Annotated in this window: 18 protein-coding genes and 1 pseudogene; 6 read left to right on the top strand and 13 right to left on the bottom strand. The window is 67.0% G+C overall.

Annotated features, from left to right (window positions below; all coding sequences use genetic code 11):
* Positions 1-63: 63 nt before the first annotated feature.
* Positions 64-414 carry an HIT family protein gene (locus AB0J91_RS02000; RefSeq protein ID WP_363863183.1) on the top strand — a complete coding sequence of 117 codons (351 nt, stop codon included), beginning with the start codon at positions 64-66 and terminating at the stop codon, positions 412-414.
* Between the two features lie 53 nt (positions 415-467).
* Here AB0J91_RS02000 and AB0J91_RS01995 read toward each other — a convergent pair whose 3' ends face one another.
* The 6 genes from AB0J91_RS01995 to AB0J91_RS01970 form a co-directional block, all read right to left on the bottom strand.
* A complete protein-coding gene (locus AB0J91_RS01995) occupies positions 468-671 on the bottom strand; it encodes a hypothetical protein (RefSeq protein WP_363863180.1) in 204 nt (67 codons plus the stop codon).
* A 120-nt stretch (positions 672-791) separates the two neighbouring features.
* Positions 792-2,048 (bottom strand): MFS transporter, encoded by a 1,257-nt coding sequence (locus AB0J91_RS01990; RefSeq protein WP_363863177.1) that lies wholly within the window; start codon positions 2,046-2,048, stop codon positions 792-794.
* Positions 2,049-2,181: 133 nt separating this feature from the next.
* Positions 2,182-3,894, bottom strand: a complete 1,713-nt coding sequence (locus tag AB0J91_RS01985; protein WP_363863174.1) for a hypothetical protein — start codon at positions 3,892-3,894, stop codon at positions 2,182-2,184.
* A gap of 370 nt (positions 3,895-4,264) precedes the next feature.
* A complete protein-coding gene (locus AB0J91_RS01980; protein WP_363863171.1) occupies positions 4,265-5,077 on the bottom strand; it encodes a thermonuclease family protein in 813 nt (270 codons plus the stop codon).
* A gap of 102 nt (positions 5,078-5,179) precedes the next feature.
* Positions 5,180-5,470 carry a hypothetical protein gene (locus AB0J91_RS01975; protein WP_363863168.1) on the bottom strand — a complete coding sequence of 97 codons (291 nt, stop codon included), beginning with the start codon at positions 5,468-5,470 and terminating at the stop codon, positions 5,180-5,182.
* Between the two features lie 346 nt (positions 5,471-5,816).
* A complete protein-coding gene (locus AB0J91_RS01970; RefSeq protein ID WP_363863165.1) occupies positions 5,817-6,071 on the bottom strand; it encodes a hypothetical protein in 255 nt (84 codons plus the stop codon).
* A 2-nt stretch (positions 6,072-6,073) separates the two neighbouring features.
* Between AB0J91_RS01970 and AB0J91_RS01965 the strand changes: the two are divergent.
* A pseudogene (locus AB0J91_RS01965) lies at positions 6,074-6,274 on the top strand (3-oxoacyl-ACP synthase); the annotation flags it as partial.
* Between the two features lie 736 nt (positions 6,275-7,010).
* Positions 7,011-7,364, top strand: coding sequence for a MerR family transcriptional regulator (locus AB0J91_RS01960; protein ID WP_363863162.1), 354 nt, complete (start codon positions 7,011-7,013; stop codon positions 7,362-7,364).
* Between the two features lie 560 nt (positions 7,365-7,924).
* Here the strand turns inward: AB0J91_RS01960 and AB0J91_RS01955 are convergent.
* The 5 genes from AB0J91_RS01955 to AB0J91_RS01935 form a co-directional block, all read right to left on the bottom strand.
* Positions 7,925-8,617: a hemolysin III family protein gene (locus tag AB0J91_RS01955; protein WP_363863159.1), complete on the bottom strand. Its 693-nt coding sequence runs from the start codon at positions 8,615-8,617 to the stop codon at positions 7,925-7,927.
* 385 nt (positions 8,618-9,002) lie between these two features.
* Positions 9,003-9,176 (bottom strand): hypothetical protein, encoded by a 174-nt coding sequence (locus AB0J91_RS01950; protein WP_363863156.1) that lies wholly within the window; start codon positions 9,174-9,176, stop codon positions 9,003-9,005.
* Entirely contained in the window at positions 9,176-9,544 is a 369-nt protein-coding gene (locus AB0J91_RS01945) for an STAS domain-containing protein (protein ID WP_363863153.1), read from the bottom strand. Before AB0J91_RS01945 ends, AB0J91_RS01950 begins: the two co-directional genes overlap by 1 nt.
* A gap of 350 nt (positions 9,545-9,894) precedes the next feature.
* Positions 9,895-10,098, bottom strand: a complete 204-nt coding sequence (locus AB0J91_RS01940; RefSeq protein ID WP_363863150.1) for a cold-shock protein — start codon at positions 10,096-10,098, stop codon at positions 9,895-9,897.
* Between the two features lie 340 nt (positions 10,099-10,438).
* Positions 10,439-10,594 (bottom strand): hypothetical protein, encoded by a 156-nt coding sequence (locus tag AB0J91_RS01935; protein ID WP_363863147.1) that lies wholly within the window; start codon positions 10,592-10,594, stop codon positions 10,439-10,441.
* 81 nt (positions 10,595-10,675) lie between these two features.
* Here AB0J91_RS01935 and AB0J91_RS01930 point away from each other — a divergent pair, with 81 nt between their 5' ends.
* Both AB0J91_RS01930 and AB0J91_RS01925 read left to right on the top strand, forming a co-directional pair.
* Positions 10,676-10,993, top strand: coding sequence for a hypothetical protein (locus AB0J91_RS01930; RefSeq protein WP_363863144.1), 318 nt, complete (start codon positions 10,676-10,678; stop codon positions 10,991-10,993).
* 426 nt (positions 10,994-11,419) lie between these two features.
* Entirely contained in the window at positions 11,420-11,665 is a 246-nt protein-coding gene (locus AB0J91_RS01925; protein WP_363863141.1) for a hypothetical protein, read from the top strand.
* A gap of 228 nt (positions 11,666-11,893) precedes the next feature.
* On the opposite strand, the gene AB0J91_RS01920 is transcribed toward AB0J91_RS01925, so the two are convergent.
* Positions 11,894-14,674 (bottom strand): EAL domain-containing protein, encoded by a 2,781-nt coding sequence (locus AB0J91_RS01920; protein WP_363863138.1) that lies wholly within the window; start codon positions 14,672-14,674, stop codon positions 11,894-11,896.
* 498 nt (positions 14,675-15,172) lie between these two features.
* On the opposite strand from AB0J91_RS01920, the gene AB0J91_RS01915 reads away from it, so the two are divergent.
* Positions 15,173-16,333 (top strand): beta-ketoacyl synthase N-terminal-like domain-containing protein, encoded by a 1,161-nt coding sequence (locus AB0J91_RS01915; protein ID WP_363863135.1) that lies wholly within the window; start codon positions 15,173-15,175, stop codon positions 16,331-16,333.
* 177 nt (positions 16,334-16,510) lie between these two features.
* Here the strand turns inward: AB0J91_RS01915 and AB0J91_RS01910 are convergent, their stop codons facing one another.
* Positions 16,511-17,089 (bottom strand): dihydrofolate reductase family protein, encoded by a 579-nt coding sequence (locus AB0J91_RS01910; RefSeq protein WP_363863132.1) that lies wholly within the window; start codon positions 17,087-17,089, stop codon positions 16,511-16,513.
* Positions 17,090-17,116: the final 27 nt, after the last annotated feature.

Raw genomic sequence — 17,116 nt, 5'->3', positions numbered from 1 at the left:
CACGACGGAACAGATCGACCCCACCGAGTCTTGGAAGTCGCTCTACAGGACAGAGACTCACGCATGAAATGCATCTTCTGCTCGATCGTCGCGGGTAAGGCGCCCGCGACCGTTGTTCGGAGCTGGCCAGACGTCATCGCCATACGGCCGCTGAACCCAGTCACCGCTGGCCATCTGCTCGTGATCCCGCACCGCCACGTCGCGGACGTCGGCGAAGCGCCGGACGTCTCCGGCTACACAATGGCCGCCGCCGCTGACCTCACCGCGGAGCTACGAGCCGCGAACATCATCACCAGGAAGGGGGTAGCGGCCACGCAAACCCAGTTCCACCTGCATCTACATGTTGTGCCGCGGGCCGAAGGCGATGCCTTGCTGCTGCCTTGGACACCAATGCAGGTTGGCAATAGCTGTTAGTCATTTCCAGTTAGTAGGTGTGCCGCGCCCGAGTTGGGCGCGGCACATCCGTGTCACCAAAGCGGTAGTAATTCGATCACTCCGGCGATGACGCCTGCCGCTCCTACGAACCGCAAGGTGCATGCGGCGTTGAAACGCACGTTCCAAAGCGCCTCATCGCGGCGACGTTTTGTAGAACTCGTCAGTGCTTGCACGAGCGGTGTCACGGTGAGTGACAACGCTGCTAAACCCCAGCCAAGCAGGAAAAACAGGGACATTCGGTTCCTTCCATAGCTCTATCAATGTGGCTAGGAAGGGGGGAATGACTACGGGCCGTTGACGCATAAAAGGGGGACCCGAGGTTTCCCATCCCCGATCATGCCAGGTGAAGGGAAGTGTCACGTCACGACCTCTTCGTTCTCGGCAGTCGAACCAGGTGCCCGCTCGCTGTACGCGTGCCTGGTCACGCTCCACAACACCGTTCCGGTCGATGCAAGGAGCCATGTAGCGCCGATGAACAGCATGATCTCGCCGCCTATCGAAGCGGCGACTGGGCCTGCAACTGTGAGAGAGGCCGGCAGGAGCACAAGGTTTCCGAGTTGGGACCAGGCCGCGACCCTGGAGCGTGACTCGGCGGGGATGCGGCTTTGAAGCAACGTTGCTTGCACGGCCATGAAGAATGCGCCTTGTACACCCACTGCGGTTGCGCTCGTGATGACGAGCCACATCGGTGCTCCCGAGGCGAAAAAGAGCAGGTAGGGAACCATCAGAAGGCTGACTGCGAAGGCTGTGCGCAGTGGGTTCTTGGGTTGCCAGCGGAAGGCGACCATTCCGCCCGTGATCGATCCGATGGCTTGCACGACTCCGATCGCGGCCCACGCGCCGGCGCCTCCGAACTTTTCATTGGCGAGCAAGGGGCCGGCCACCATGTGCGGGCCGATGACCAGAGCTTGCAGAAGAGCCGAGTAGGCCACCAACGAACGCAGCCAGGGGGTTCGGCTTACTAGACGTGCTCCGTCTCGCACGTCCTGCCAGAGGCTGGGGCTGCGGGCCTCGCTGGCCTGTCTTGGCAGTTTTAGCATCAGGAGTGAAGCGGCGGATGCGGCGAATGTCCCGGCATCGAGAAGCAGCGCGACCCCCGGTCCGGCGGTCGCCACCAGGACGCCTGCGGCGCTAATGGACAGCACCTTGTTGGTGTTCGCTGCGAGTCCCAGGAGCGCGTTCGCTTTCTGCAGCCGCTCAGCTGGCACCAATGCCGGGACCAGTCCGTTCGCGGCCGGGACGAAGGCCGCTGTACCGACGCCAGCCAAGCCCTGAAGCAGGATGAGATGCCAGGTCTCGGCCGCGCCGAGCACAAGGAGAACGCCGGTTGCGGCCTGCGTTCCACACCGCAGGACATCCGCGCCGACCATCACCCATCGGCGGTCCCACCGGTCACCCAAGACCCCGCCGAAGAGCACTAATGCCGCGATCGGGATCCGATTGGCGGCGAGCACAAGCCCCAACGCGCCTGCACCACCAACCTGCAGTGCAGCGAACGCGATCGTCAACGGCACCAGGCTGTCGCCGAATGTGGACAGAACTTGTCCAACGAAGTACCGGCGGAACTGTTGGCCCTTCTCCTTGGTGGCCTGTGAACTTGGTGGTTCTGGCATCCGGGCGCTTCTAGCGGCGATCACCGCATCATGAAACCCAGATCACCACGTCAACGGAAGAGCCTGCGGCCAGCCAGATGATCAGGGCTGCGTGTGAATGCCCGTAGCCCTGACCACCTGGCATGCTGCATTGCTACTTGTTGGGTTTCGGGTCGGTCAGTGCTGTCTTCTTGTCCGCCCGCGCCCACATCTTCAACTGAGGCCAAGACAGTCGGAGCGGCCCCTTTGTTGTGGAGATCGCGGCCCACAACTGGCTGACCAGACGTCCGTCTGCGTCACGCTTGTGCAGCGCGCGTGGAATCTTCGTGAGGTTCGGGTCGTCGCCCAGCGCGCAGCGCAGAAGGGCCTGGTAAGTGGTGCCAGGTGTGCCGCCGCCGTAGCCATAGGCAAATGCATCGCGGTCGGATCGCGGAGGCAAGGGAACGGGGTCGACCCGCATCTGACCGTCGTCGGCAGGAGTCAAGGCCAGCAGCGTGGTGGTAGTGCCCAGTTCATCATCGCCGGCGAGCACGGTCTTGTCGGTCCAGGTCGACGTTGACTGCAGCGATACCGGCCACTCAGCCAGACTCCACTCACCTGAGCCGAGGTTGATGCGCAGGATATAGCGCCCTTCGCTGTCCCGGTAAGCGCTGCGGACCTGGTCTACCGGGTAGTCGCGGATGATGCGACGGACACGGCGCAGTCGAAGTGTTGCAGCCAAATCTTCGACAGGTGTCAAGGTTTTGAGCCAGGCGTCGACAACCGGGCCGCCCCAGGGAGCGCTGTAGCGCAGGTAGCCGTCGTCAGCGACTGGCACATAGTCGTGGCTCAGATCGTGGATCGTCCCGGCAGCCTTGGCTGCGTAGCGCAGCTGCAACTGCAGCAACGCGATCGCCTCGGCGTAAGCGTCGCCCCGCTGGTCATCGATGTCGAGCTCGCCCTCGATCGTTCGCAGCTCTGCTAGCTCCTTACCGACCAGTTCCGTGTCGGTTACCAGCGTCGGGCCGTTGATTTGTTGCTCCAGCTCGAACGATGGCGCGGGGCGAGCAGGGCGGCAAACCAGGTACCACCCTGGCCCAGAGTCGGCGGTGCGTTGGTGTGCAGCGCGGAGTTTTTCCAGTTCTTCGGCGGCATCCACAGTCAGGGCAGCGAACGCGCACGGGAAGTCCCGGGGAAGGCCCACTTCGATGGCACGGGTGAGCCGGGCCTCCGTCGCTGGCCAGTCGGTCACGGTATCGGGCGCTACGAAGGTGCGATCGTAGGACAGTGTCTGTTCGGCGTTTGTCGATGTCTCGGTGTCATTCAGCCAAACCGGCATCAGGCGGCCTACGACCTTGGCGACGTCCGCCAGATCCAGCTGCCCCGCCCACTCTGCAGACGCTTGCGGGGGCCCAGCCAGTTCAGGGGCGTTTCTCTGGAACCAGCGACGCAGGCCGCCGAATACACGGCTGTCGTCAGTGAAAGGGCTGTCATCGGAGTTTGCCGAGCGCGCGGTCAACCGATAGAGGTATGCCATCGGCTCATGATCGTGGTCCGGGAAGTAGCTGAGTTCCTGCTCTATGGGCATGACAACAACAGCGTCGGCCCACCAGCGCGGTTCGATCAGCTCGGCGGCATGCACAGCAAGCCCGTCCTTATGCTGTCCGCCGGTGCCGTCCAGAGGCTGTAGGTAGATGACGTGACCATGCTCGGTGTCCCACACGATTGTGTAGAAGGTCTGTCGATGGGCGTGACGGCCGAGCGTGACGATTCCGCGGTGGAGTTCCGGAGCGGGGCCTGTGGCCTCCGGTGCCCGGAACAACCAGAGTGAGTCTTTGTTGACCTCGCGGCCCGTGCGGGCGCACCAAGCATCGATTGTGGTGGCCAACCACAGCGGGCGGCCGTCGGCGTCGGTGCGGTCCGGGCGCGGTAGCCCGGACGGAGTTGCAGTGTGTAGGGCGCGGGCGCGCCCCTCAGAGATCCCAGCCCTACGGGCAAACTGAGCCAGCGTGTGCGGCGACCGGTCAAACTGCTGCAAATGCGGTTCCCTTCTCCTAGACGAGCGCTTCCGCTCGGCTAGTGCAACGCTACATGTACCCGAGCGGTTTCGCTCGCATTGAGGCGAGATTCGCTCGGTTGGTCTAATTGGTCGGTTCTAGTGGGCTCCACGTAGCTTGTTGACCACGCGGCAGGCGGGGCCGGGGCCGTGGTCAACACCAATTGCCGAGGGTTGACCCGACGAAACCCTCAAGGCCACCTCAGCAGTACCACTTTCCGCGGCACAAGCGACTCTCGCCGTCGTCCCCGCCATCGGGATTGGGGTAGTCGTAGTTCGGTGGCGGGGTGTAGGTCTCCGGGGAGCCGCATGGGGCCGCGAACATCCCCCTGGGTGAGTGACTGGCCGTCTCGTAGACCCGCTGGACGTTCTCGTCGTACGTGGCATTGGCATCGCTGTTTGCAAACGGTTCGGCCCAACCGTTGAAGGTCAGCTCATAGCCGAGGTCTTCTTGAAAGACTGCGGGGTGGTAGATCCCTCTGAAATCCGAGGGGGGCTGGAGGTAGGCCAGCTCCCGGCCGTGCTCATCGATGCTGGCGCCGGGCTCGCGGTACATGAGCACCCACTTGCCCTCGACCTTGCCACGGGTGAAGGCGGTAGCACCGGGACCGGCGCAGGTGCTGGCCTCCGGAGCATCGACGCCGAGCAGGCGCACGTGCCGCCTGTCAGCGAGCTCCACGGTGTCCCCGTCAATGACACGCGTAACCCTAGCCAACTCGCCGCCGTGGAAGCAGGTCGTCCCGTCGTAGGCGGGTGGCGCGTAGGTGCACGGTTCCACCTCGGGCGGGCGGCCGGAGTCGACACGACCGGGAGTCGGCGACTGGCCAGAAACCGAGGTTGGCGAACCGGGAGTCGCCGGCCCAGGGGAGGAGTTGTTCGTGCCGCCGACGCAACTGCCGAAGGCCGCGAGGACGATGAACCCGAGGAACAGGCAGCCACACCCCTGTGCCGCGGCTTTCTGTTCGGCCGGGGAAGCGGCCCGGCGGTGCCTGGGTGGATAGTAGCGAATGCGCACGGGTCCCTCCGGTCTTCAGTTGTGGGTAGCGGCGGTGGTGCTGATTGCACCCTTGGAAGTCAGCGCGGCGCAGGGCCGTTCGGTCCGGATCGCTTCTGGCGGTCAGCAGCCTTCGGTGGTGATGCCCTGTTCGCAGAGCCACTGCTGCTGGGTCTCGCCGGAGGTCTGCTCCTGGCCGCAGGCGGTGCCGCACTGCTGATAGCCGGGCAGCTGGTCGTACTCCTCGTAGCTGTAGGGGTAGCCCGTGTCCTGCTTGTAGTCCTGAAACTGCTGGTAGTCGGTCTCGGGCCACTCCGGCTCATAGGGCACGTATTCGCCAGGCGAGGAGGTCGACTCCTCGGGCGCGTGCGGTTCCGCCGGATCCTCGGCCGGCGGAACCGCAGGCTCGGTCACGGGAGGCGGCGGGGCGACGGCAGGCGCCGGGGCCGTGGTGGCTGCCGGCGGGGCTGGTGGAGGCGGCCCTGGAGCCGCGTCACCACCGAAGCACGCCGAGCTCGCGAACAACACAGCCGCGCAACCGAGAGCCGCAGCCGTGCCGGTAAAGGAATCCATCGAGTCACGTCCCCAGCCGTGTCTACCCCTAGTCAACACCAGTGCAGCAGCAGACGACGGGACGAGGCAGGGCCTTTGTCCTCTATGCCGAGCTACTGGATCGGCCGGTGCTCTGGGGCTCCCACGGCGCGCGAGAGAGGGCTTTTGGTCGCTCAGCTACTGCCGAGGACATGAACCGCCGCACGCCTTAGCTGTTGTTTTGACGGGGGGCGCCGCCGGGAGCAGGATCGGGAAACTGCGAGCGCATGGCGCGGTTGACCTCGGCTCCGTTCGTGGCTGAGTAGCGCATCCCGAGATACACGAGGTCCCAGAGCTGCTTGTTCGCCTGGACGATGTGCAGTGGCAGTTCGACGGAGCGTTCGCGGTCTTTGAGCACCACCGCGAAACTGGTTCCGGAGCCTCGTCCAACGTAGTTGATGCTGGTGAGTTCGTAGATCCTCACCCAAGCGCGCGGCCTCAGCGGTGGAGATCACCACGACCGCCCTGGGCTACGACCGCGGGCTTATCCCGGCCCCACCGCAGGTCGCCCCCGCCCACCCGCGACTGCTGAACGGCCCCACCACCCCTGCCGACGGCCTCACCCTGAAGTCTTCGCTCGGCATGGGCGGCCACAACTCCGCGGTCGTGCTCGCTCCGCCGGCCTAAACCACGGTTTCCGAGGACATGAACGTCGAGCACCGCAACGAGTGACCAGCCGAGGTCGAGAAGCTGCTCGGTCGAGCTACTCCTTCCTCACTCCGGAACTGGCCGCGGGCTGCGTCCGCTGCGCGACCCGTCCGCACCTGACGGGACGAAGGCGAGGCCGTCGTCGAGGAGGTCGTGCAGCGTTTCCCGTCGGGAACCCGCAGGTGAGCGGGTCTTCGTCACCTGATCGATGAAATCTGTGATCGTCGGTGTAGACATTCCCCGGTGGGTGTGTGTAATCTTCTGCCCGTCGCAAGAGAGAGAACGTCAAGTGGCGCGGGAGATGACGAACTGCCCGTGAGCAAGCGCAGGACGGTCAGGGCTGCGGGGGCCGAGCAGGAGATGGGCCCCGGCAGATGACCAAGGACAGTCGGCAAGTCATAACCGGCGGGCGCAAGAGGCCGGGACCGACGGTCGCGTACGGATAGGGAAGTCAGGAAACAGAGGAGAAGGGAAGGGTTGCACACCATCGGATCGCCTGCCTCCGGCTGAGTTGTCGCCGGGCGGGTACCGCAGTCCCATCGGATTGGAAGGTGGTCTTCGGTTACGCGAACGCGATCCCCGCAGTCTTCGCCTCCAGTGCGGAGCACGCGGACACAGAAGGGCTGATCTCACGGTCGGCTGATGGAAGTGAAACCCACAACCCTGGGGCCCCGGTGCCACACGCACCGGGGCCCCTCTTGATGCGGAGGCGCCGATGACCCCAGGAACCCACGACCCGCAGACCGCGGATGAGAAGTTCGACGACGAGCACTACCCCGCCTACACCATGGGCCGCGCCGCCGAGATGCTCGGCACCACCCCGGCGTTCCTGCGCAGCCTCGACGAAGCAGACCTGATCGAGCCGCAGCGCTCGGCCGGCGGGCACCGCCGCTACTCCCGCTTTCAACTGCGCCTGGCCGCCCGCGTCCGGGAACTCGTCGACCAAGGCACCGGCCTTGAGGCCGCCTGCCGCATCGTCACCCTCGAAGACCAACTCCAGGAAGCCCGCAACCACAATGGCGACCGTGGTCGCGGCACCCAGAACGGTACGGAGCTCGCGGCGGGCTGAACTCCGCCCCGCCCACGCGTGAGCGGACCGATGGTCGTACTTGCCGTGCGGCCCGGCACTTAGGGGTGCCGGGCGCTCCCAAAACCGGTCGTGCCTCGCCCGTAGCGGCACGAGCGTGAGCTCCAGCTCAGCCAGCGTGCCCCGGGCGGTCAGCAGCACGGGATCTTCGCGTGGCAGCGCGACACGACGCAGCACCGAGAGCCCTTCGAGCGGCAGGTACTCGGGGCCAGCGAGTTCCTCGGAACCGTCCAACGCGGCCAGGGCCGGTTGCTGGCGGGATCCCAGGAGCTGGGCGTCAACTACGGCCGTTGGGGCGGGACATCAGGGTGAAGAAGATGCCGTTCAGTGCCCCGATGGGGTCTCGTCTGGCGGAAACGCCCGCCCTTGACTGCGCGACTCGGTCACGCTTGTCGGCACTGTGTCCCTCGGCTTGCCTGGAGCCGAGGGACACGGTGCTCTCGCGGGCCCGCGCGGTGGTTTGGCGGGCGAGTGGGTGGCCGCGCGCCCGCCGATTCACACGCGCGCTGCCAAGTGGGAGAGCCGGGGGCCGGCTCGCCGCGTCAAGAGGTGGCGGGTGTGAGGGGCAGGAGGAGCCAGACGGTGATGTGGTGGCAGATGGCAGCGGCGGTGACGGCGGTGTGGAAGATCTCGTGGTATCCGAAGGTGCTCGGCCACGGGTCGGGCCATCGGGTGGCGTAGCTGAGCGCTCCGACGGTGTAGAGGACGCCACCGGCCAGCAGCAGCACCAGTCCCGCGACACCGGCGGTGTGCAGCAGGTCGCCGAGGACGAACACCGCCACCCAGCCAAGGGCGATGTAGAGCGGGACACCGACCCAGCGCGGCGCGTGGGGCCAGGCGAGTTTGAGCAGCATGCCGCCAAGCGCTCCGGCCCAAACCACGATCAACACGATGCGCGCGGTGCCCCCGGGCAGGGCCAGCAGGCTGATGGGGGTGTAGGTGCCTGCGATCAGCAGGAAGATCATCGAGTGATCCAGCCGCCGCATCCAAGTGCGCGCGCGCTCGGAGCGCCAGGTGATGAGGTGATAGGCGGCGCTGACACCGAACAGGCCGAGCACCCCGGCCATGTAGAGCGCCACGGCCACGGCTGTCGCCGGCGGGCCGATCGTGGCGGACAGGGTGATCAGCACTGCGCCGGAGGCGCCGAACCCGATCACGCTGGCCAGGTGAATCCACCCCCGCATCCGGGGCTTGACCGAAGAATAGGCGCGACGCGTCGTCAGACCTTCGCTCATGCCAACAGGATACGAACGTTCCTGCCGCGCACGACTGATCACCGGTCTCCGGGCTCGTCGGCGGCGAACGGGGTACGCAGCGGACGCAGAGTCCGCTCGTCCTGGTCCGCACGCCGACGCTGGGGGGCCGGGATGGTTCGGGGCGGGCCCGGCTCGAGGAACGCCACAGGCGCCACCGGCATTCGCGCGCGGGATTGGTCTGCGCGGGGTGGGCGCGGGTCGTGACGCGGTGGAGTGCCACGCCGGTCACCGTGTACGGAAGCGCTCCGAGATCCGTTGCCGGGGCGGAGGGAGGTGGAGGGGTTCACAGGAAGCTCCTTTCAAGAGGTTTGATGCCCTCGGGCCGCACCCGAGGGCTTCACGTGCGCGGCCAGTGGTGGGGTGATCAGTCGGCGGTGAGGAACACGCGTCCTCCGCCGTAGGCGGCGAGCTGATGTTCGGCGCGAGCGATCGCATCGTGTTCGGTGCCGGCGATGCGCGCGGTGTGCTGGCCTTCGGCATCGGTGATCTGCCAGGCATCATCGGACAACGTCCGCGCGATGTGGCGGCAGTGCCGCATCAAGCCATCACCACCGCGGCGTTGCGCCGAGGCGCAGGGGTCATGGCCGTGGTGAGGGCGAACTCTGCGCGGGTCGGGAGCGCGCGCACTCCGGTTAGATGCAGCACGCGGAGCACCCGGGGCGCCGCGTTGACGATGCGAAGCGGGATGCGGCGAGGCGCCGCGTAGGCGTGCGCGGCGACCAAGAGGTCGAGCCCAGCGGCATCGATCGTGCTGGCCTGGGCCAGGTCCACGAGCGTTTCCGGTGGTCCGGTCAGCACGTGCGGCCAGAGCCGCTCGGCCAGCAGGGCGACACCGTCGCCGGAGAGGTCACCCTCCACTGTGAACACGGTGGGCAGGGTGGTGATCAGGCTGTAGTTAGCCCGCATCGGGCTCCAATGCACGTCGAAGGATCCTGTGGCCTGGCGCAACGCAGAGAGTTGCCGCTGCAGGATCGCAGGAAGAAACAAGGCTCGGCTCCGGGAACCCGGCCCGCGCGACCGCGCTCGGCTCAACCGGAAAAGAGAAGGAAACTGGTGCTGCAGCAGGCTGCGGCCAGCCGCGTCGTTGCGCGCCCAGTAGTGGGCAGCGCCGTCACGGCGGCGAGCGTACTGCGGGACTAGATCGGCTCGGCCCGTCTCAACCGCATCGCGAGTGGCGGGTGCGGGAGCTGTGCCGGGTGAAACCGCAGTCCCCGGCCCGCACGCGAGGTGCGGGCCGGGAAGAAACTAGCGGAGTCTCAGACCGCGCGCACGAGGTCGGCCTGCGGGCCCTTGGGGCCCTGGCTGACGTCGTAGGTGACCTGCTGGTCTTCCTCGAGGCTGCGGAAGCCGCGGGCGTCGATGGCCGAGTAGTGCACGAACACGTCCGGGCCGCCCTCGTTCGGGGCGATGAAGCCGAAGCCCTTTTCCGAGTTGAACCACTTCACGGTTCCATTGGTCATGTCAATCTCCTTCAGGAGCTGGGGTATGACGGGCACCCACACCGCGCGGAGGCCCGGGCCGGGGGATCTCAGACGGCGGCTAACTCCAGCTACAACCAAAGAAAGAAGCTCGCCCGCATCAACATCCTGCGAGCATGCACAAAACACGAACCCAGAAATACAACGACCACCGATCACTCTACACGCCCCGCGTGCCCTCACCACCCGGGGCGGGCCGGTGCACTCACCCAGCGCCCGGCTCCGGGGCGGCATCAGGTGACGCCGCGGGCCGAAAAGCACCAGCGCACGAGTCCGCCGCGGGGCAGGCACATCGTGGCTCGGACGCGCACCACGCGCGACCTCACCGGCGAGCATCGCCGGGAGCAAGCAGGCTGGTGACCTCGGCGATCGTCTGGTCGGAGGGCCCGAAGTAGCGGCGGAGGTTCTCGGGCTTCTTGTGCCGGGACTCCGCCATCAGCAGCAGCAACGGCGCGCCCTGCTCGCCGAGGTGGGTCACGCCGAGTGGCGGAACTCGTGCAGATCCCACCCGGTACCGGGCTCGCGCATCGCGGTGTGGGCATCCAAAGGATCGCACTATGTGACCCTGCCGCTGGGCCTCTGGAAACAAGGTTGGATCCTCGACCTCTCAGCGGCCGAACTCGCGCTGCTGCTGGTCTTGTTCGACGTCCAACAGGGCAAAGATCAGGCGCGCTACGTCGCCGGATCTGATCGGGCCGCCTACGGGTTGTCCGCTGACACTTGGACCAAGGCAACGAAAACGCTCGGAGAACGCGGGCTTGTCGAGGTTCGGCGAGTGCCGCAAGGCGGTGAGTTCGACTACCGCCGGATGCGCAACGAATGCAAGATCAATCGAAACCGGCTGGGGTTGCCGCCGGTGCTTCACGAAAGCTCCTGACACGCGGGCACCCGTGCCCGTCCACTGGGCCCCGCTCCAAGGGAAATGATGCAGCAGGGTCTATGTGGGTTGGCAACTGCGCCTTGCTTGGCCGACCCGACCAAAGGTTCGCGCCCGGTGCGGCGCTCGCGAGAAGCACGCCAATGCCGCAGGCGGGCCCAGTGCTCTGGGCCCGCCTGTGGCATCACTCGTGGCATGAAACGGTGTGAATCAGGGTGTCTCAGGTGGGCTGGTGATGGCGTCGATGCGGGCAAAGTCGCAGGTAGATTGACCTGTCAACGCCGTCGTGCTCCCTTACAAGCAGGGGGTCGTTGGTTCGAACCCAACTGCGCCCACCACCTGTGACCTGGTGTTTTGAAGATTCTTTCTCCTCGGGCCGCGTCTTCATGGCCCCATTCATGGTGCGAACGGCTTTGAACTTGGTCCATGGCCAGGTCGAGCACGCGGCGCAAGCGCCCTCGGGGAACGGTTGAGGAACTGCCGAGCGGAACCCTGCGGGTCAAGGTCTACGCGGGCTTCGACTCCGTGACGAAACGCCGGCACTACCTTCGCGAGACGGTGCCGGTCGGCCCGAACTCCGAGCGCGAGGCCGAGAAGGTCCTGCCCGTCGTGGTGAGCTCTGCGCACTGCGTTGGTCCGACTTCGACGCCGGTGGAGCGGTTCTCTCGCTGAAGCGGGCCATCGCAAGGGATCCCGAGCGGCACGTCTGGTTTGAAAAGGACACCAAGACCCACCAGCAGCGACGCGTCGCACTTGACCCGGTCACCGTCGAGATCCTCAATGAGCACCGCGAACGCTGTTCCTCACGAGCCGCGGCTATCGGTATCGACGTCACGTCCAGTGGGTTTCTCGCACGTCCCGGACGCCTCCGAGTTCCAGAAGCCCAGTTCAGGCTGTCTGCTACTCGGGTCCCGATTCGGCGGGGGGCGGCTCATCCCGCGGTGGGAAACAGGTAAAGGGGAGGAGTTCTTCGATCGGGGTGGGTTTGCCGAGGTAGTAGCCCTGAGCTTGGTCGCTGCCGAGGTCGCGGAGGAGGTCGAGTTGGTGGGCTGTTTCGATGCCTTCTGTCACGACGGTGAGCCCGAGGGTGTGGGCCATGGCGATGATGCTGGTGACGAGGACGTCGAGCTCGTCGGAGTCCTTGAGGTCGGTGATGAAGGACCGGTCGATCTTGAGGATGTCGAAGGGGAGTCGCCGCAGCTGGGCCAGCGAGGAGTGCCCGGTGCCGAAGTCGTCGATGGCCAGTGACACTCCCAGCTCGCGGAGGGCGTGGAGCACGGGTGTTGCTGCCGCGGGGTCGCACATGATCGCGTTCTCGGTGAGCTCGAGGCACAGAGCTCGGGCCGGCAGGCCGGAATCCGCGAGCGCTTGCTGGACGGTGGCCTGCAGGCCGGGGTCTTCGAGCTGGCGTGGGGAGAGGTTCGCGTGCAGTCGGAGCTCGAGCCGGTGGCGCTCGCGCATGGCGGCGAGTTCGCGGATGGCCGTGCGCAGCATGTGCGCGCCGAGGGAGTTGATCAGGTCGCTTTCTTCGGCCAGCGGGATGAACTCCCCCGGCGAGACGGTGCCGTGCACCGGGTGCTGCCACCGCAGCAGGCCCTCTACGGCCACCGTGCGCTCGGTGCGCAGGTCGACGACGGGCTGGTAGGCCACCCAGAGCTGGTCTTGTGCCACGGCGTGGTGCAGGTCCTGCTCCAGGACCATGTGCCGCTGCACGCGCTGGCGGAGCTCGACGTCGAAGAACGCGTAGCGCCCGCCCCCTTCTGCCTTGGCCTTGTACATGGCCACGTCGGCATCGCGCAGGAGGTCCTGGCCGGCGCGGGAATCGGCTGGGTGCGAGACCACGATCCCGATGCTGGCGCGGAGGTGCAGTTGCCTGCCCTGCGCGTGGATCGGCTCGGTGAGGGTGGCGAGTAGGCGTTGGCTGAGTTCGCCGAGAGCGTCGCGGGTGTTCTCGTGTTGGGTGAGGACGACGAATTCGTCCCCGCCGAGGCGTCCCACCAGCGCCTCGTCCCGGGTGGCCTGCACCAGGCGTTGCCCGACGGTGCGCAGCACCTCGTCGCCGACGACGTGGCCGAGGGAATCGTTGATGCGCTTGAAGTTGTCCAGGTCGAGAAACAGCAGAGCCAGCGGGCGCGTGGGCTGCCACAAGTGCCCGAGGCGGCGCAGCACCAGCGTGCGGTTGGCCAGCCCGGTCAGCGGGTCGTGGGTGGCCTCGTGCTCCAGTCGCTCCCGGGCGGCGCGCTTCTCGGTGACGTCGGTGAACGAGGTGACCACCGCATGCGGCGGCCGGTCCTGCGGGCCCAACAGACGGGTGGTGACTGACGTCCACACGCTGCGCCCGTCGGGCCGTTCGAGCCGGAGCACCCGTGCGGTCTGCGACACTCCGCTGCGCTGGGTCGACACCGTTGGGTGGGCCCGCAGCGGCTGCCCGGCATCGTCGAACACCGACCAGGTCTCGGGCGCCGAGCCGACGATGGCCGAGCGAGGCGCGCCCAGGATCTGCTCGGCGGCGGGGTTGGCCGAGACGATGAGGCCGGTGGGGGCGACCACGAGGATGCCCTCGTTGAGCGCGTCGACGACGGTGGCGAAGTCCTGTTCGGCCCGGCGGCGCGCGGTCTCGTCGGCACACACCAGCACGAACCCGGAGTCCATCTTCGCGACCGAGAGCCGGATCACCAGGGCGGTACCGTCGCTGCGCCGGTGCCGCGCCTCGGTGACCCCACCCGCGGCCAGCAGCGCTTCGGGCAGGGGGGCGCCGACCAGCTCGGTGACGGGCCGTCCCAGCGCCTGATCGGCGGGCACCCCGTAGACGGTTTCGGCGGCGGGGTTCACGCTGGTGACCACGCCCTTGCGATCGAGGGCGATGATCGCGTTGTTGACGTGATCCACCAGGGCTGCTTGGTAGCGCAGGGTGGCCTCGGCCGCTTGTTCCCTCGTGACGTCGCGTCCGATGACCTGCACCGCCGGATGTCCCTCCCAGGTGATGCGCACCGCCACCAACTCCACCGGAACGGCGGTGCCGTCGAGGCGCTGCAGCTCGGCCCGCGCCCGCGGTGTGGCGGTGCCCGGGGTCGCCAGCGACTTGATCCGGTCGCGCATCGGGGGGATCGAGTCCGGAGCGACGAAGTCGGTCAGCGGGCGTCCGAGGAGCTGCGCGCTCGACTCGGCACCGAGGATGGTGCTCATGGCGGGGTTGGCGTACTTGATGACCTCGCCCTGATGCACGCAGATCGCATCGGGACTGAGCTCGACGAGCAGCCGATACCGGCCCGCGAGATCGGTCAACGCCTGCCGGTCTCGATGCAGGGCGGTCACCTCGCGGACCAGCCCGACCAGGGCGCTGGGGTGTGGGTCACCGACAGGGCGGGCGTGGAAGTGGAGCACCCGCGTCTGCCCCTCCGCGGTGACCACGGGCTGCTCCAGGTCGAGGCCCTGGCCCTTCCCGGTCGTCCGCGCGGCCACGGTCCACGGCGCGAGGAGCTCCACCAAGCGAGCCCGTATCTCCTCCTCACCGGCGCTGGGCATGCCGAGGAGCGTCTCCATCCCGGCTGTCCAGGTGAGCTGATCCTCAGCGAAGTCGAACGTCCAGCTGACCGCGCCCTGCGCGGACAACGCCACCTCGAGGAGCTCGCGGTCGAAACCAGAACCGCCTGGGAGCCCGCCGTTCGGGTCAATCTCCATGAGCCATCCAAGGAAGACTTCGCGCCTGCGCTCGCCACCTGGGCCATTCGGCCCGTGGTGGCCCTAGCCCCCCACGAACCGGCGCGAGCACTCCTAAGTGCTGTGCCGACGCCGCCCCCTTCACCCCCAGGGGTCCCCATCAGAGCTGGTCATCAACCGTTCGCGGAGGTGGCGACGACCACCGGGACCGAGCGCGGGAATGACCGATCTTGCACGTGAAGCCAAAAATGGACACGAAATGTAGCTGACTAGAGGGTGCTCCGATTGATCTTCATACAAAAGTGTGAAATCAGCGAGAGTGCAAACACGGCCGGTAGCCAATCGTGTTCCTGTTCTTCACTCTGGCGTGAGAGACCGGGGTTCTTCCGCAGGAACCACAGCGCTTCGATCCCAGCAACGCCACGGCAATGTCGATCGAGCTCAGCGAGCTGCGGCGCCCCCGGGCGTTGTCCGCCACCCGCAGGGTGCAGCGGTGATCGCAATCCGGAAGGACGAGCAATGATCGACCAGCACTGCGGAATCAACGGCATCGGAGCGGTGACCGGTTACGGCTGGGGGCGCGAATCCCTGTGGAACGGGTTGGCCACTGGTCAGGTGGCCGCTCACCTGGCCGAGGGGCACGGGCCCGACCGGGACCAAGTGGCGTGGGTGGCGACCGTTCCGGACGGCGGCGACGAGCTGGACGGGCCGAGTCGCTTCGCCAGGGCCATGCGAGCCGCCGGCCGCGAGGCGATCCTCGACGCCGAACGCCGGGGCTGGGAGCCCGGACGGCGGGTGGGGCTGCTGCACGCGGCCGTGCTCGGCGACGTGGAGCTGTGGCGGGACTTCTACGGCACGCAGGACGCGGACGTGTCGGTCCGCGACTACCTGGCGCTGATGCCGTCGACCCCGGTGTCGACGTTCATGCAGGAGTTCGGCTTCCACGGCCCGGCGATGAACATCTCGACAACGTGCGCCTCCGGCAATGCGGGCTTGATCACCGCGAAGGCATGGCTGGAGGCCGGCGTGGTGGACGACGTGATCCTCCTGGCCACCGACCTGTCCTCCGCGCCCGAAACCGTGCTGCACTTCAACCGGCTCGGGGTGGCGGTCACCGACACCGAGCCGCTGCAGGCGTGCAGACCGTTCCAGGAGGGCAGCCGGGGCTTCATCATGGGCGAGGCGTCGATCGGCATGGTGCTGTCGAACCGGTCGCCGAACCCGTACCTGCGGGTGCTCGGCGGCGCGATGTCGCACGACGCCCACCACGTCACTTCGGTGGATCCGGGTTTGGCCGAGCTGAGGCGGTGCTTCTCCGAAGCGCTGTCCAACGCCGGGGCAGAGCTATCGCAGGTGCGCTACCTCAACGCCCACGGGCCGGGGACCCAGCAGTGCGACCGCGCCGAAGCCACCGTGGCCGACGAGCTACTGCCCCCCGAGGCCGAGCTCTACTCGGTCAAACCCCTCGTGGGCCACTGCATGGCCGCAGCCTCAGCGGTGGAGATCACCGCGACCGCCCTGGGCTACGACCGCGGGCTTATCCCGGCCCCACCGCAGGTCGCCCCCGCCCACCCGCGACTGCTGAACGGCCCCACCACCCCCGCCGACGGCCTCACCCTGAAGTCTTCGCTCGGCATGGGCGGCCACAACTCCGCGGTCGTGCTCGCTCCGCCGGCCTAAACCACGGTTTCCGAGGACATCAACGTCGAGCACCGCAACCGGTATATCGATGTTTGGAGCGAGGAGAACATCCGATGGTCCCGGTTTGCCGCGCATTAGGCGCTATGTGCGGGACCCGGTGTCACGTAGGAGGACCTTCTTGCGTGAGACCATCGGGAGCGACGCCCCGGACTGGGCTCAGGCGTGCAGTCGGGGTCGGTAGGTGAGTTCTTGGACGTGCTCGTCGAGGGTTCGGTGTTCGAGGAGTTCCAGGTCGAAGTCCGCCGCGTTCTTGAAGATCGGGTCCAGACCGGTGCGGCCGGTGATCACGGGGAAGAGCGTGACCTGGACGCGGTCGACGAGGCCGGCGGCCATCAGCGCGCGGTTCATCGAGAGGCTGCCGTGCGAGCGAAGCGGCAGATCGGACTCCTCCTTGAGCCGGGCGACGACGTCGACGGCATCTCCTCTGGCGATCCGCGCGTCAGGCCAGTCGAGCGGTTCCTCCAGCGTGTTCGACACGACCGTCGCGGGCTTCTTCCTCATCAGCGTGACCCACGCGTCGCGCACGTCGGAATCGTCGTCGCTCGCGGCGAGCATCTGCGCGAACGCGCGGTACGTGTTCGCGCCGAAGACCATCCGCTGCTCGCCCTCGTGCAGGGCGCGCCGGTGGTCGAGGAGTTCGGGTCCCTGCTTGCCCCAGTAACCGGTCCAGTCGCCTCCGGCGGCGCCGAAGCCGTCGAGGCTGGAGAAGACGTCGAACGTGTAGGTCGCAGTCATGATCCGTTCTCCCAGCGCAGTCGTCTC

This window comes from Saccharopolyspora sp. NPDC049357 (assembly GCF_040677225.1).
Classification (GTDB): Bacteria; Actinomycetota; Actinomycetes; order Mycobacteriales; family Pseudonocardiaceae; genus Saccharopolyspora.
The sequence above is the reverse complement of the archived record's forward strand: the minus strand, read 5'-3'. Positions and strand labels throughout refer to the sequence as shown.

What these genes read in the sequence shown, in the direction of transcription:
- AB0J91_RS01910 (WP_363863132.1), bottom strand. Translation starts at nt 17,089, where the DNA reads ATGACTGCGACCTACACGTTCGACGTCTTCTCCAGCCTCGACGGCTTC.
- AB0J91_RS01915 (WP_363863135.1), top strand. Translation starts at nt 15,173, where the DNA reads ATGATCGACCAGCACTGCGGAATCAACGGCATCGGAGCGGTGACCGGT.
- AB0J91_RS01995 (WP_363863180.1), bottom strand. Translation starts at nt 671, where the DNA reads ATGTCCCTGTTTTTCCTGCTTGGCTGGGGTTTAGCAGCGTTGTCACTC.
- AB0J91_RS01945 (WP_363863153.1), bottom strand. Translation starts at nt 9,544, where the DNA reads ATGCGGGCTAACTACAGCCTGATCACCACCCTGCCCACCGTGTTCACA.
- AB0J91_RS01920 (WP_363863138.1), bottom strand. Translation starts at nt 14,674, where the DNA reads ATGGAGATTGACCCGAACGGCGGGCTCCCAGGCGGTTCTGGTTTCGAC.
- AB0J91_RS01950 (WP_363863156.1), bottom strand. Translation starts at nt 9,176, where the DNA reads ATGCGGCACTGCCGCCACATCGCGCGGACGTTGTCCGATGATGCCTGG.
- AB0J91_RS02000 (WP_363863183.1), top strand. Translation starts at nt 64, where the DNA reads ATGAAATGCATCTTCTGCTCGATCGTCGCGGGTAAGGCGCCCGCGACC.
- AB0J91_RS01960 (WP_363863162.1), top strand. Translation starts at nt 7,011, where the DNA reads ATGACCCCAGGAACCCACGACCCGCAGACCGCGGATGAGAAGTTCGAC.
- AB0J91_RS01940 (WP_363863150.1), bottom strand. Translation starts at nt 10,098, where the DNA reads ATGACCAATGGAACCGTGAAGTGGTTCAACTCGGAAAAGGGCTTCGGC.
- AB0J91_RS01990 (WP_363863177.1), bottom strand. Translation starts at nt 2,048, where the DNA reads ATGCCAGAACCACCAAGTTCACAGGCCACCAAGGAGAAGGGCCAACAG.
- AB0J91_RS01925 (WP_363863141.1), top strand. Translation starts at nt 11,420, where the DNA reads ATGGCCAGGTCGAGCACGCGGCGCAAGCGCCCTCGGGGAACGGTTGAG.
- AB0J91_RS01955 (WP_363863159.1), bottom strand. Translation starts at nt 8,617, where the DNA reads ATGAGCGAAGGTCTGACGACGCGTCGCGCCTATTCTTCGGTCAAGCCC.